Source organism: Rhizobium sp. AN73, from assembly GCF_030757975.1.
In the GTDB taxonomy this organism is placed as follows: Bacteria; Pseudomonadota; Alphaproteobacteria; order Rhizobiales; family Rhizobiaceae; genus Agrobacterium; species Agrobacterium arsenijevicii.
Map to the genome: position 1 here is coordinate 1,828,830 of NZ_JARWME010000001.1, position 13,577 is coordinate 1,842,406.

A 13,577-nucleotide genomic window follows, 5' to 3' on the forward strand; every position below is an offset into this window, starting at 1 on the left:
TATGACGTCCGGTGAACAGGCAAAAACGCCTCTTCAAGCTCCCATCCTTCTCTCCAATGTGAAACCCGTCGGTTTCGGAAAGGGGGCGTCCCAGGCCTCTACCGATATTTTGATCGGCGGTGACGGCAAGATCGCCGCGGTAGGGCCTGCTATTCAAGCGCCAGCGGATGCGCAGCGCATCGACGCGAAGGGCGCTTTCATCTCGCCCGGCTGGGTGGATCTGCACGTGCATATCTGGCATGGCGGCACCGATATTTCCATCCGTCCCTCCGAATGCGGGGCCGAGCGCGGCGTGACGACGCTGGTGGATGCCGGGTCGGCGGGTGAGGCAAATTTCCACGGTTTCCGCGAATATATCATCGAGCCCTCGAAGGAACGCATCAAGGCCTTCCTCAATCTCGGCTCCATCGGGCTTGTCGCCTGCAACCGGGTGCCGGAACTGCGCGACATCAAGGATATCGACCTTGACCGGATTCTTGAGTGTTACGCCGAAAACAGCGAGCATATCGTCGGCATCAAGGTGCGGGCGAGCCACGTCATCACCGGTTCCTGGGGTGTTACGCCGGTCAAGCTCGGCAAGAAGATCGCCAAGATCCTGAAAGTGCCGATGATGGTGCATGTGGGCGAACCACCGGCACTTTACGACGAGGTGCTGGAAATTCTCGGCCCCGGCGATGTCGTGACCCATTGCTTCAACGGCAAGTCGGGCTCCAGCATCATGGAAGACGAGGACCTGTTCAACCTCGCGGAACGCTGCGCCGGCGAAGGCATCCGGCTGGATATCGGCCATGGCGGTGCATCCTTCTCCTTCAAGGTGGCGGAAGCGGCTATCGCGCGCGGGCTTTTGCCCTTCTCGATTTCCACGGATTTGCATGGCCATTCGATGAATTTCCCGGTGTGGGATCTGGCGACGACCATGTCGAAGCTGCTGTCGGTGGATATGCCTTTCGAAAATGTCGTCGAGGCCGTCACCCGCAATCCGGCCTCCATTATCCGCCTCGATATGGAAAACCGCCTCGATGTCGGTCAGCGCGCGGATTTCACGGTTTTCGATCTGGTGGATGCCGATCTGGAAGCGACCGATTCCAATGGCGACGTTTCGCGTCTCAAGCGCCTGTTCGAGCCGCGTTACGCGGTCATCGGCGCCGAGGCCATTGCCGCCAGCCGTTATGTGCCAAGAGCGCGCAAGCTCGTGCGCCACAGCCATGGTTATTCCTGGCGCTGAACCAGATTGGATGCGCGGAGGGGGCAGTCCCTCCGCCTTCCGCAGAGATTATGGGATACCCGTCCCGGCATTATGAGGAATTCGCGTGAAACAGTCTTCGCTTGAGGCAGATGGGCGTCATTCGCCCTACGACCGGCTTGCCGCGCTCGGCATCTCGCTGCCGCCACCGCCGCCGCCGATCGCCAATTTCGTCACGCATGTGGTGGAAGGCAACATGCTTTATCTCTCGGGGCAGGGCCCGAGGGAGGAGAACGGACACCTTTACGCCGGCAAGGTAGGTGCCGAGATCGGGCTGGATGAGGCGTACCAGCATGCGCGCCTCACCGGCATCAATCTTCTCGCTGTCATGCATGAGGCGCTGGGCGATCTGTCGCGGGTGAAGAAGGTGGTCAAACTGCTCGGCATGGTCAATGCGGTCAGCGATTTCCGCGATCATCCAAGCGTCATAAACGGTTGTTCGGATCTCTTCATCGATGTGTTCGGCGATGCGGGGCAGCACGCCCGCTCCGCCGTGGGATTCGGTTCGCTGCCGGGCAACATCACCGTCGAGATAGAAGCGATCGTCGCGCTGAAGGATTGAGGCCGTTCAATGGTTGCGCCAGCCCATCAGCTTCTCGATCCTTTCGGCCGAAACCCTGACCTGTTCGGTGTAGTGGTTCTCGTCCGCCAGCACCTTCTGTTCCGGCAGCACGATGGAAATCGTCGCGACGCATTCGCCGTTACGGTCGCAGATCGGCGAGGCGATGCAGGCAACGGCGTAATCGGATTCGGCAACCTGTATCGACAGCCGGTCATGGAAGGCGGCGCCGGCCGATTGCGACAGGGTCGCCGGGTTGATTTCCGCGCGGCCGGTAGGCGAGCTGCGGGCGCAGCGTCTGAAAAGCTCGACGCGCTCCGCCTCCGGCAGATGCCCGACGAGCAGGCGGCCCGACGCCGTCCAGTTCAAGGGAACACGGGTGCCGACGCGCGAGGCGACCTGAAAATGGCTCGGTCCATCGGCCATGGCCAGCACCAGCATATGGTCGCCGTCGCGGCCGCAAAGCTGCACGGTCTCGCCCGCATGGCGGCAGAGATCATGCATTTCGTGGGTGGCGACACCCATAAAATCCAGCGAGCGGGCATAGGCAAGGCCGTAGTGATAAAGCCGCGCGCCGAGCCAGATATTGCCGTCGGCGTTGCGCGCCAGCATGTTCTTTTCAACGAGATCGTCGACGATCACATAGACGGTGGAAAGCGGCGCCTTGATCGCCTTGGCAATGGCATAGGCACCGGCGGGAGATCCGGTTTCGTAAAGGTAATCAATCACCTGAAGGGCGCGGTCGATGCCGCTGACGCGCGAGCGCTTGGCCCCCTTCGCGTCCGCGGTTTCCTCGGTCGGGGACAGGGCGGGTGAAGACAATTCGTCCAGTTTATGGGCGTCCAATTTCCGGCTCCTCATGAATTTTGAGAAGCTATTACATTATTATGGCATACATGTCGATGCCCATCGCATCGCAAAGACAGGAGAAAGACATGACCGAGGATATCAGAAGCAGGATCGGCCTTCGCCCGGTCATCAACGTCTCGGGCACCATGACGTCGCTCGGTGCTTCCATTGTCGTTCCGGAGGCGGTTCAGGCCATGGCGGCGATCCTGCCGCAATTCGTCGAGATCAACGATCTGCAACGCAAGGCGAGCGCAATCATCGCAAGGCTGACGGGCGGCGAGGCCGGTTTCGTCACGGCATCCTGCTCTTCCGGCATCAGCCTTGCGGTTGCGGGCGCCATCACCGGCAACAATCTCCTGGCCATTGAAAAGCTGCCTGATATCGCACCGGAAAAGAACGAGGTGCTGGTGCAGATGGGGCATGTGGTGAGCTATGGCGCGCCGGTGGATCAGGCGATCCGGCTTGCCGGCGGCAAGGTGGTGCTGGTTGGGCAGGCGACATCCACCCATCGTTTTCACATGGAAAACGCCATCACTGAAAAGACGGCAGCGGCGGTTTATGTCGTTTCGCACCATGTCGTGAATTACGGCCTGCTGCATCTTTCCGAATTCGTCGAAATCGCCCATGCCAAGGGCGTGCCTGTCATCGTGGATGCGGCTTCCGAATATGATCTGGAGCTGTTTCTGGCCGCAGGCGCAGATATTGTCCTCTATTCCGGCCACAAGTTCCTCGGCGGCCCCACCTCCGGCATCGTGGCCGGCAAGAAGGAGCTGGTGCGCAACGCCTTCCTGCAGAATATGGGCATCGGCCGCGGCATGAAGGTCGGCAAGGAAAGCATCTTTGGCGTCATGGCGGCACTGGAAGCCTGGGAAAAGCGCGACCATGCTGGCATCCGTGAGCGCGAGACCGGCTATCTCAATCTCTGGAAGGAAACGCTTGATGGTCGCCCGGGCGTGACCGCGCTGATCGAGCCCGACCCGACCAATAACCCGCTCGACAGGCTGCGAGTCATCATCGATGCCGAGGAAGCGCATATTACCGCCTGGGACCTGACGACGGCGTTGGCCAGGGGCAATCCTCCGATCATCACCCGCGATCACGAGGTGGAGCATCGCTATTTCTATCTCGACCCATGCAACCTTCACCCCGGACAGGAAACCATCGTGGCTTCGCGTCTGGCTGAGGAACTGGACAAGGCGCGCGCTTCCAACGAGGTGATCGCCACTCCGTTCGAAGACCGCAGCCGGCACCGCTTCGATGGCATGCTGCGCTGGCCGGACTAAGGCTTGACCACTGGCGCCGCCAAAACCTAACGACAAGAAGGGAACGATCATGACCATGCTGCAGGCAGCACCGCTTGGTGCCGAAGACGCCGTGCTTTCCGTCCGCAATCTCACCACATCCTTTCACGTGGATGGCGGCTGGAAACCCGTGGTTCGTGATATTTCCTTCGATGTCGGGCCGGGCGAGACGGTCGCGATCGTCGGTGAAAGCGGATCGGGCAAAAGCGTTACCTCGCTCTCCATCATGCGGCTGCTGGATCGGGAAAGCAGCAGGGTTCAGGGCGAAATTCTGCTCGGCGGACGCAACCTGCTGTCCCTTTCCGAAGATGCCATGCGGCAGGTGCGCGGCAACGAGGTCGCCATGATCTTTCAGGAGCCCATGACCAGCCTCAATCCGCTGTTCACCATCGGTGACCAGATTTCCGAAGCCTTGCTGTGCCATCAGCCCATGTCGAAAGCTGATGCCCGGGCCGAAACGATCCGCCTTCTCGAAAAGGTCCGTATTCCCTCAGCCGCATCGCGTTTCGATGAATATCCGCATCGCTTTTCCGGCGGCATGCGCCAGCGCGTGATGATCGCCATGGCGCTTGCGTCCGCCCGAAGCTGCTGATCGCCGACGAGCCGACGACCGCGCTCGATGTAACCATTCAGGGCCAGATCCTTGACCTCATCAAGACGCTTCAGGAAGAGGAAGGCACGTCGGTTCTGTTCATCACCCATGATATGGGCGTGGTAGCGGAAATCGCCGACCGCACCGTCGTCATGTATCGCGGCGAGCAGGTGGAAGTCGGCGCAACGGCGGATATTTTCCATCGCGGCAAACATCCCTATACCCGTGCGCTTTTGTCCGCCGTTCCGGTTCTGGGTTCCATGACGGGTGAGGAAAGACCGCTGCGGTTTCCCATCGTCAACACCACCACAGGCGAAACCCAGCAGCCGGCGCGCCCGGGCGATACCGTCGACGCGAGTGCCCAGCCGGTGCTGAAAGTGGAAGGGCTGACCAAACACTTCGATATTCACTCCGGTTTGCTGGGCCGACTCAGCGGTCGCGTGCATGCGGTGGAGAATGTGTCCTTCGATCTGCGGGCCGGTGAAACATTGTCGCTGGTGGGCGAAAGCGGTTGCGGCAAATCGACGACCGGACGAGCCATCATGCGGTTGATCGAGCCGACTGCCGGCTCGGTGATGGTCAATGGCGAGAATATTCTCGCTCTCGGCAAATCCGGCATGCGCGAGATGCGCAAGACGGTGCAGATGATCTTTCAGGACCCCTACGCTTCACTCAATCCGCGTATGACGGTGGGTGCGGCGATTGCCGAACCGTTTCTGGAACACCGCATGGGAAGCGCCCGCGAGGCGAAGGATGTGGTGGCGGATATGCTCAAAAAAGTTGGCCTCTCGCCCGATATGGCGGCGCGTTACCCGCATGAATTTTCCGGCGGCCAGCGCCAGCGTATCTGCATCGCCCGCGCGCTTGCACTCCAGCCGAAGGTGATTGTCGCCGATGAGAGCGTTTCGGCGCTGGATGTTTCGATCAAGGCGCAGGTCATCAACCTGATGCTGGATTTGCAGCAGAGCCTCGATCTCGCCTTCCTATTCATCAGCCATGACATGGCGGTGGTGGAACGTGTCAGCCACCGGGTGGCGGTGATGTATCTCGGCGAAATCGTCGAGATCGGCCCACGTGCGGCGGTGTTCGACAATCCGCAGCATGATTATACCCGCAAGCTGATGGCCGCCGTGCCGGTGCCGGACCCGGACCGCAGAAATACCCGGCGAAATGCCGCGAATGACGAGCTGAAAAGCCCGATCCGCGCGGTCGACTACGTGGTGAAGCCGCGTGAGTATCGCGAGGTTTCGCCCGGCCACCTTGTCGCCTGCTAAAGCAGGTTAAAGACCCGGTACGTCGGAGGTCGCGAAAGGCACGCGGTAACCGCGCCGGAATGTTTCGCGCTGTCCGAGCTGGCGATACCATTGCTGTACCGCCGGAAAGTCGTCGAGGTTGATTTTGTGACGCGCGAAACGCGAGACCCATGGCCAGATGGCGATATCGGCTATGGAAAAATCACCGGCGATGAATTCCCGGCCCGTCAGCCGGTCGTTCAATGTCCTGTATAGTCGCTCCACATCTGTCGCGAAACGCGTCTCGGCAAAGGGTGCCTGTCCGGCATTATAAGTCAGAAAATAGTGGGCATAACCGAGTGTCGGGCCAAAATTTGCACCCTGCCACATCAGCCATTCGGTGACTGCCAGCCGTGCAGCGGTGGAGGCAGGCAGAAGCCGCCCGGCTTTTTCGGCGAGATAGATCAGGATCGCGTTCGATTCCGTCAGGATAGTGCCGTTGTCGCGATCAACGATCGCGGGGATTTTCGAGCCGGGATTGATGCGGGTATAATCGGCTGAGAATTGCTCGCCTTTTTCGATGTCGATGGCGTGGCTGACATAGGGCAGGCCGAGTTCTTCCAGCGCAATCGAGATTTTCAGGCCGTTGGGGGTGATCCAGGTGTAAAGGTCGATCATGCTAATCGAACATCGCCTCATCTAATGGCAAAGCCCGCCTGCCTTTCTTGCCGGTCACGTCGGAAAGATCAGTATAAAGACCGCGCAATGTTAGAACCAGCTGGATGATGCGTGGATCGGTAACGCGGTAGATCACCTGTTTGCCTTCTCGTGAGCCTTCGATGACACCGGCGTCGCGTAATTCGGCAAGCTGCTGGGAAAGCGTTGGCTGCTGGATGCCGAGTTCATATTCCAGCGCGGAAACGGAAGCTTCCGTTTCCATGAGATAACAGACGATGGCCAGGCGGTTGGCATTGGCGACCAGCTTCAAGAGCTCGCTCGCTTCCACCACGCTGCGGCAGATGAGATTGGAAACCGGTTTCGTCACGACTACAGGCCCATTTTTCAAACTATAAAAAAGTAAATTGTATGGCGATAAATTTCAATGGCTTGATTATGGTGAGTTTGACAGGATCAAGCATTTTTTAAAATCTACAGGATTAGTAGATTTCTCTTTCGCTTTCCCGCCGAGGATCGCCAAAACGTTCCTCGAAAACATTCTATAAAAAAGTAGATTGATTGCGAAATGAGGTATCGACATGAAAATCGGGGTCCATCCCAACAATCTGCATTTGCGGCTCGCCCGGCTCTGGCCCGGCGCCTTTGAAGAATTCGATCCGGAATTCGTGCCCTATCGCGAGGGGCGCGATACCGCGGCGCTTCTGGAAAAGGGCGAAATCCATTTCGGCGGCACGGGCTCGACGCCGCCCATCGAGGCGGATGCGCGCGGGCTTTCCGCAGCCTATATCGCGGCCTCTGCGCCGCGGCCCGCAAACGGCGCGATCCTCGTGCGGCGGGATAGCCCGATCGGCTCTGCGGCTGATCTTTCGGGAAAACGCATATCGCTGATCGACGGGTCTTTTCATACCTATCTTCTGGCGCGTAGTCTGGAAGGGGCGCGGCTTGGTCTTGCGGATGTGACACGCATCGAAAGCGGCGACAGCGATAGCCTGCGCGACCTCGTGGAAGGCCGCGTCGATGCCTGGGTGACGATGTCGCCACGGCTCGAAAAAGCTCTTACTCATGACGGGATCAGCCTTCTGGTCCGCTGCGGCTCCACCATTCCCAACCGCTCGCTGTTCTGGACGCTTGCGCGTCACACTGTAGCGCTGGAGAGCCGTGAGGCGATTGCCGCCGAACTGGACCGCGTCGGCCGCGCCGTCATGGCGGATATAGACCGGGCCGCAGCCCTTCTCGCCGCCGAACCGGGCAGCGAGGGCGACGCGCAGTCATGGGCAAAGGTGCTTCGCTCACGCGATCTTTCGGTAGTGCCCGCCGCCAAAAATATCCTTGCCGAACAGCAGGAGGAGGCCGATACGCTTTACAGGCACGGTCATTTCTCTTTACCAGTTCTGACGGGTCAATCAGCCAGCGCGGGAGGCGACAGATGAACGTTTTCTGGTACATGTGCGCGCCCGATGGCGCCTATCCGTGGCAACCGGAAGGATCCCGCAAGGTCGATCTCGGTTATTACAAGCAGCTGGCGCTTGCTTATGACCAGCTTGGTTACACCGGCGCATTGTTTGCCACCGGCGCACATGACGTCTGGGTTCTGGCGGGAGCGCTGCTCTCCTATACCGAGCGGCTGAAGCTTCTGGTCGCCATTCATCCGGGTCTTGTCGCGCCGACGCTGCTCGCCAAGATGGCGGCGACGCTTCAGGAATTTTCGCGCGGACGCCTGCTGATCAACGTCGTCTCGGGCGATGCCAAGATGCTCGGCGCTTACGGCATGACCATGCCGCATGACGAGCGTTACGATATGGCGGATGAATATCTGCAGATCTGGCACCGGCTTTTTGCCGGGGAGACGGTCGATTTCAAGGGGCGGCATTTCCAGACGGAGGGCGCAAAGTTGGCGCTGCCGGTGGGGCACGGCATCGAGCCGCCACCGCTATGGTTCGGCGGCTCTTCGGATAAGGCGATCGACGTTGCCGCCAAACATGTCGAGACCTATCTTTCCTGGGGCGAAACGCCCGACCAGATCGGCGCGAAGGTCGATCTCGTCAAGGCGCGGGCGGAAAAGCTCGGTCGTGAGTTGGAATACGGCATTCGCCTCTATGTGATTGTCCGCGATACCGATGAAGAGGCATGGGCCGCCGCCGCCGATCTCTACGGGCGCATGGATGCGAGCGCGATTGCCGCCAATCAGCGTTTCGTCGGCAAGACGGATTCCGTCGGCCAGCAGCGTATGACGGCGATGCATGGTGGGCAGAAGCCTGAGAACCTGCGCGATCTCGAAATTGCTCCCAACCTCTGGGCAGGCATCGGTCTTGTCCGGCCGGGACCAGGAACCGCGATTGTCGGTTCGCCCGATACGGTCATCCGCACACTGGAGGCCTATAAAAAGGCGGGCGTGAATACCTTTATTCTGTCCGGCATGCCATTGCTGGAAGAGGCCTTCCGCTTCGGGGAAAAGGTGCTTCCGCGTCTCGATGTGTCGCGGGAAGTCTCGTCAGCCAAACAATTCACCTGGTCGACTTTGTTCGATCGCGACCTCTCGGCCAAGGCATCGTGAGCATGGCCCGGGAGTGGAGAAAAAGACATGACGGCAAGTCCGGCAACAACAATTGCGCAACGGCGCATCGGCCCGCAACGCGCGGCGGAGCGGGCGCTTGCCGTTCTGGACAAGACGCTCGGCGCGGTCGCCGCCGCCATCCTTGCGACGCTTCTCGTGGTGGTGCTGGTCAATGTCACCCTGCGTTATCTGTTTCACACCGGCTTCATCGGCGCGGAAGACCTCGGCATCTGGCTGCATGTGGCCATGATCGCGGTGGGCGCGCCGCTCAGTCTCAAAAGCGCGCTTGCCATGCGGCTCGACGTTTTCGTGCGGTTTTTGCCTGAGCGTTTTCACGCAGCAACCGAAGTTCTGGCCGATGCCTTCTCCTTCGTCGCGGCGCTCATCCTCGCCTTCGGTGGGGTTGAAATCGCGGCGATGCTGGGCGGCACGTCTCCGACGCTTGGTCTGCCGGAATGGGTGCGTTTCGGCTTTCTCGGTGGGGGCGGTGCGCTGATCCTTCTTTATCTGGCGCTTCAGCGTGTCAGTGAAGGTAAGGCGCTTGCCGTTCTCGCGTCTTTGGCCATCGCAGTCGTGGCCTATTTCGGCCTGCCGGAAGTTTTCGTCGATACCAGCCTGCCGCCCAGCCTGTTTCTGGCGCTGACGGCGGCGGTGGGGCTGGTGCTGGCGGCACCGCTCGCCCATGCCTTCCTCGCCGCGGCTTACGTGGCGATCGCCTTCGGCAGCACCTTGCCGGAGCCGGCCATCGTTTCCTCGACGGTAACAGGCATGTCGAAATTCCTGCTGCTTGCGATCCCCTTCTTCCTGCTGGCAGGAAGCCTGCTGACGGAATCGGGCGTTGCCAACCAGCTGGTTCGTTTCGCCGCCGCCATGGTCGGACACCGCCGGGCTGGCCTGGCGCAGACTACGCTGTTGACCAGCGTGCTGTTTTCCGGCGCATCCGGTTCTTCGGTCGCCAATGCCGCCTTCGGCGCCTCGACGTTCCAGCCGGAACTCGTCAAACACGGATATCCGCCGGCGCAGGCGGGTGCGATCATTGCCGCCACGTCGGTGCTCGACAATGTCATTCCGCCCAGCATCGCGTTTCTTATCCTCGCAACGGCCACCAACCTTTCGGTCGGCTCGCTGCTGGTCGGCGGCTTCTTTGCCGGCGGGCTGATGGCGGTCTGCCTTGCGGTGGCGATCCATTTCAGCGTGCGCAGCGTCGATACCCTGCCGCGTGCCACGGGCACTGAGCGCTGGCGCTCCGCCATCGCTGCCATACCCGCATTCGGTCTCGGCGTCATAGTGGTGGTCGGCATCCGCATCGGCGTCGTGACGACAACGGAAGCGGCGGCACTTGCGGCACTCTACACGCTGCTTCTCGGCTTCGGTTACCGGCTGGGTGCGGGTCGCATCTTCGCGACCTTCCGGCAATCGGCCGGGGAAGCGGCGGCCATCGGCCTTTTGATCGGCACGGCGGGTCCTTTCGCCTTCCTGCTGGCGGTGGATAATGTCTCCGGCCTCGTCACGGATTTCGTCATCTTGCTCGGCGGGAGCAAGATCGCGGTGCTTCTGCTCTCCAATCTCATCCTGCTCGTGGTGGGGTTAGTGCTGGATATCGGTGCTGCCATCCTGCTCTTCGGGCCGATCCTGCTGCCCGCTGCCGTTGCCGCCGGTATCGATCCCATCCATTTCGGCGTCATTCTCGTGGTCAATCTGATGATCCATGGCCTGACGCCACCGCTCGGTATGCTGATCTTCGTGGTCAGCGGCGTCACCCGCATTCCGGCGACAGCGCTTTTCCGGGCCGTCGTTCCCTATCTCCTATCCCTTCTCGTCTCCCTCGCCATTCTGTGCGTCTGGGCCATTGTCTTCTAAATCCGGGGTTTTACTCATGACTATTATCGATCGTCGCAATCTCCTGAAACTCTCTGCCATAGGTGCAGCGACGCTTGCCGCGCCCGCTTTCGTGCGTACTGCAAGTGCCAAGACCCGTAACATTACGGTCGCCTCCCTGTTCGCCGACGACAAGCCGGAGACGAAAATCTGGGTGAAGATCAGTGAGCTGGTGGAGGCGAAACTGCCCGGCCGTTTCCGCTTCAACATCGTCAAGAGCGGTGCGCTGGGAGGCGAAAAGGAAGTGGCGGAAAATATCCGTCTCGGATCGGTTCAGGCGAGCCTTTCTACCGTCTCCTCGCTCTCCGGCTGGGTGCCGGAACTGCAAATCCTCGATCTGCCCTTCCTGTTCCGCGATGCCGACCATGTGCGCAAGGTGGTGACGGGTGAGACCGGCAGCGAGCTGAAGACGAAGCTCGGTGCGCAGCAATTCGTCGCCGTGGATTTCATCAATTACGGCGCCCGCCATCTCCTGACCAAGGAACCGGTGACACGGCCGGAGCAGTTGGCGGGCAAGAAAATCCGCGTCATCCAGAGCCCGCTGCACACCAAGTTGTGGAGCGCCTTCGGCACCACGCCGGTCGGCATCCCTATCACCGAAACCTATAATGCGCTGGCAACCGGCGTGGCGGATGCCATGGATCTCACGAAATCCGCCTATGCCGGGTTCAAGCTTTACGAGGTTGTGCCCTACATGACCGAGACCGGCCATATCTGGGCCTCGGGTGTCGTCTATTACGGTGCGACGTTCTGGAACCAGCTTGATGACGAAGAGAAGAAGGTTCTTTCGGAGGCTTCCAGTGAAGGCGCGCTCTATTTCAACCGGCTGATCGTCGAGGACGAGGCGAAGTCGGTGGAGCTTGCGATTTCAAAGGGTGGCAAGGTGTTGCAGCCGGAAGCATTGGATGAGTGGCGCAAGGGCGCGCAGGGCGTCTGGCAGGATTTCGCCGGCACGGTCGGCGGCATCGAAAAGATACAGGCGATCCAGTCGGCCTGATCCTTGGGGTAGTGTTATGAATGGGGAGGGTGCATCAGCGCCCTCCCCATTTTTTGATTAGCGAATATCCTGCGGCAGAACGTCCGACGGGATGTTCTGGTAGGAAACCGGGCGCGTGAAGCGGCGGATCGACATGGTGCCGACCGACGTTGCGCCGAAGTTCGTGGAGGCCGGGTAGGGGCCGCCGTGAACCATGGCTTCGCTGACTTCAACGCCTGTCGGGAAACCGTTGGCGAGAACGCGACCGGCCTTGCGCTCGAGGATCGGCAGCAGCTTGCGGCCGAGTTCGGCATCACCGGCGTCGAGATGCATGGTCGCGGTCAGCTGACCTTCGAAGCTCTTTGCCACTTCGATCATTTCTTCAGCGCTGTCGACCGTCACGATCAGGCCGAGCGGTCCGAAGACTTCTTCGGCGAGCGCGTGGTTGGCAATCCAGTCCTTGCCCGAAACGCGGAACAGGTAAGGTGTCGCGTTACGCAGGTCGCAGGACGTGGTCAGCACGTCGCGTACACCGCTACCGGCAGCGATGCGGTCGCGGCCATCGCGATAGGCTGCGGCGATGCCGTCGGTCAGCATGACCTGTGGGCCGACTTCGGAAAGAGCAGCACGTGCGGTTTCAGCAACCGTGTCTGCCTGCGAGGCAAGAACGACGGCGATGCCGGGATTGGTGCAGAACTGGCCGGCACCCATGGTGAGCGAACCCGCCCAGCCCTTGGCAATGGCTTCGCCGCGAGCGGAAACGGCTTCCGGCAGCAGGAACATCGGGTTGACCGAACCGAGTTCGCCGAAGAACGGGATCGGCTCGGGGCGCTGGGCGCAGAGATCGAACAGCGCGCGGCCACCGGCGAGCGAGCCGGTGAAGCCGACTGCCTTGATGCGCGGATGCTGGACGAGCGCGGAACCGACATCGCGGCGGCCGCCCTGGATCAGCGAGAAGACGCCGGGATGCAAATTGTGCTTCTTGACGGCTGCGAGAACGGCCTCGGCAATGATTTCGCCGGTGCCGGGATGGGCCGAATGACCCTTGACGACAACAGGGCAACCAGCTGCCAGAGCCGCTGCGGTGTCACCACCGGCGGTCGAGAAGGCGAGCGGGAAGTTGGAGGCGCCGAAGACAGCGACGGGGCCGATCGGACGCTGCATCAGACGGATATCCGGGCGCGGCAGCGGCTGGCGGTCGGGCAGCGCTTCGTCGTGACGGCGGTCGAGATAGTCGCCCTTGCGAATATGCGATGCAAAAAGGCGGAGCTGGCCAACGGTGCGGCCGCGTTCACCCTGCAGGCGTCCCGTGGGCAGGCCGGTCTCGGACGTACCGATTTCCGTGATGGCGTCGGCGCGGGCCTCGATCTCATCGGCGATGGTGTCGAGGAATGCGGCACGCTCTTCGCGGGTGGTGTAACCGTAGCTCCAGAAAGCCTCTTCGGCTGCTTCTGCGGCCTTGTTCACCAGATCGACGGTGCCGACCGAAAAATCGAAAGCTTCGCCATGTGTAGGCTCGCTGCGGAATTTCGCATCCGTGGCGACCCATTCTCCTGCAACCAGATGTTTGCCGTGCGGCTTGAAACTCATTGTGCTCATCCCTGAAAATCTGATCCTGTGTGGAAAATCCACCCGATACCGTATAACCGGACCGAAGGGCGACAACCTCATGGCCATCAGCCGCGATCCTTGCCCGGTTGCCCTCTGCCTTAGCC

At 60.8% G+C, this 13,577-nt stretch carries 11 protein-coding genes and 1 pseudogene; 8 read left to right on the plus strand and 4 right to left on the minus strand.

Translation table 11 applies throughout. The annotated features are described in order from the left end of the window. The first annotated feature begins 1 nt into the window (after position 1). Positions 2 to 1,225 carry an amidohydrolase/deacetylase family metallohydrolase gene (locus tag RBH10_RS08160; RefSeq protein ID WP_281037483.1) on the plus strand — a complete coding sequence of 408 codons (1,224 nt, stop codon included), beginning with the start codon at positions 2 to 4 and terminating at the stop codon, positions 1,223 to 1,225. A gap of 85 nt (positions 1,226 to 1,310) precedes the next feature. After that, entirely contained in the window at positions 1,311 to 1,805 is a 495-nt protein-coding gene (locus tag RBH10_RS08165; RefSeq protein ID WP_281037482.1) for a RidA family protein, read from the plus strand. Positions 1,806 to 1,811: 6 nt separating this feature from the next. Here the strand turns inward: RBH10_RS08165 and RBH10_RS08170 are convergent, their stop codons facing one another. After that, positions 1,812 to 2,663, minus strand: coding sequence for an IclR family transcriptional regulator (locus tag RBH10_RS08170; RefSeq protein ID WP_372339774.1), 852 nt, complete (start codon positions 2,661 to 2,663; stop codon positions 1,812 to 1,814). 74 nt (positions 2,664 to 2,737) lie between these two features. Between RBH10_RS08170 and RBH10_RS08175 the strand changes: the two genes are divergently transcribed. Then, entirely contained in the window at positions 2,738 to 3,934 is a 1,197-nt protein-coding gene (locus RBH10_RS08175) for an aminotransferase class V-fold PLP-dependent enzyme (protein ID WP_281037480.1), read from the plus strand. 49 nt (positions 3,935 to 3,983) lie between these two features. Continuing rightward, positions 3,984 to 5,818 (plus strand): annotated as a pseudogene (locus RBH10_RS08180) (dipeptide ABC transporter ATP-binding protein). A 6-nt stretch (positions 5,819 to 5,824) separates the two neighbouring features. Here RBH10_RS08180 and RBH10_RS08185 read toward each other — a convergent pair. After that, positions 5,825 to 6,454, minus strand: a complete 630-nt coding sequence (locus tag RBH10_RS08185) for a glutathione S-transferase family protein (RefSeq protein WP_281037478.1) — start codon at positions 6,452 to 6,454, stop codon at positions 5,825 to 5,827. A 1-nt stretch (position 6,455) separates the two neighbouring features. After that, the gene (locus RBH10_RS08190; protein ID WP_097170444.1) at positions 6,456 to 6,821 is read right to left on the minus strand and encodes a helix-turn-helix transcriptional regulator; all 366 of its coding nucleotides are present in this window, start codon (positions 6,819 to 6,821) and stop codon (positions 6,456 to 6,458) included. 211 nt (positions 6,822 to 7,032) lie between these two features. Here RBH10_RS08190 and RBH10_RS08195 point away from each other — a divergent pair, with 211 nt between their 5' ends. The 4 genes from RBH10_RS08195 to RBH10_RS08210 are packed head-to-tail and all read left to right on the plus strand — an operon-like array spanning position 7,033 to position 11,883. Continuing rightward, on the plus strand, positions 7,033 to 7,884 hold the full coding sequence (locus RBH10_RS08195; protein WP_281037477.1) for an ABC transporter substrate-binding protein: 852 nt from the start codon (positions 7,033 to 7,035) through the stop codon (positions 7,882 to 7,884). Beyond that, on the plus strand, positions 7,881 to 9,008 hold the full coding sequence (locus tag RBH10_RS08200) for an LLM class flavin-dependent oxidoreductase (RefSeq protein ID WP_281037476.1): 1,128 nt from the start codon (positions 7,881 to 7,883) through the stop codon (positions 9,006 to 9,008). Before RBH10_RS08195 ends, RBH10_RS08200 begins: the two co-directional genes overlap by 4 nt. Positions 9,009 to 9,035: 27 nt before the next feature. Then, positions 9,036 to 10,868 carry a TRAP transporter large permease subunit gene (locus RBH10_RS08205; protein WP_281037475.1) on the plus strand — a complete coding sequence of 611 codons (1,833 nt, stop codon included), beginning with the start codon at positions 9,036 to 9,038 and terminating at the stop codon, positions 10,866 to 10,868. A gap of 16 nt (positions 10,869 to 10,884) precedes the next feature. Beyond that, positions 10,885 to 11,883 carry a TRAP transporter substrate-binding protein gene (locus tag RBH10_RS08210; protein WP_281037474.1) on the plus strand — a complete coding sequence of 333 codons (999 nt, stop codon included), beginning with the start codon at positions 10,885 to 10,887 and terminating at the stop codon, positions 11,881 to 11,883. 57 nt (positions 11,884 to 11,940) lie between these two features. Here RBH10_RS08210 and RBH10_RS08215 read toward each other — a convergent pair whose 3' ends face one another. After that, positions 11,941 to 13,452, minus strand: a complete 1,512-nt coding sequence (locus RBH10_RS08215) for an aldehyde dehydrogenase (NADP(+)) (protein ID WP_281037473.1) — start codon at positions 13,450 to 13,452, stop codon at positions 11,941 to 11,943. Positions 13,453 to 13,577: the final 125 nt, after the last annotated feature.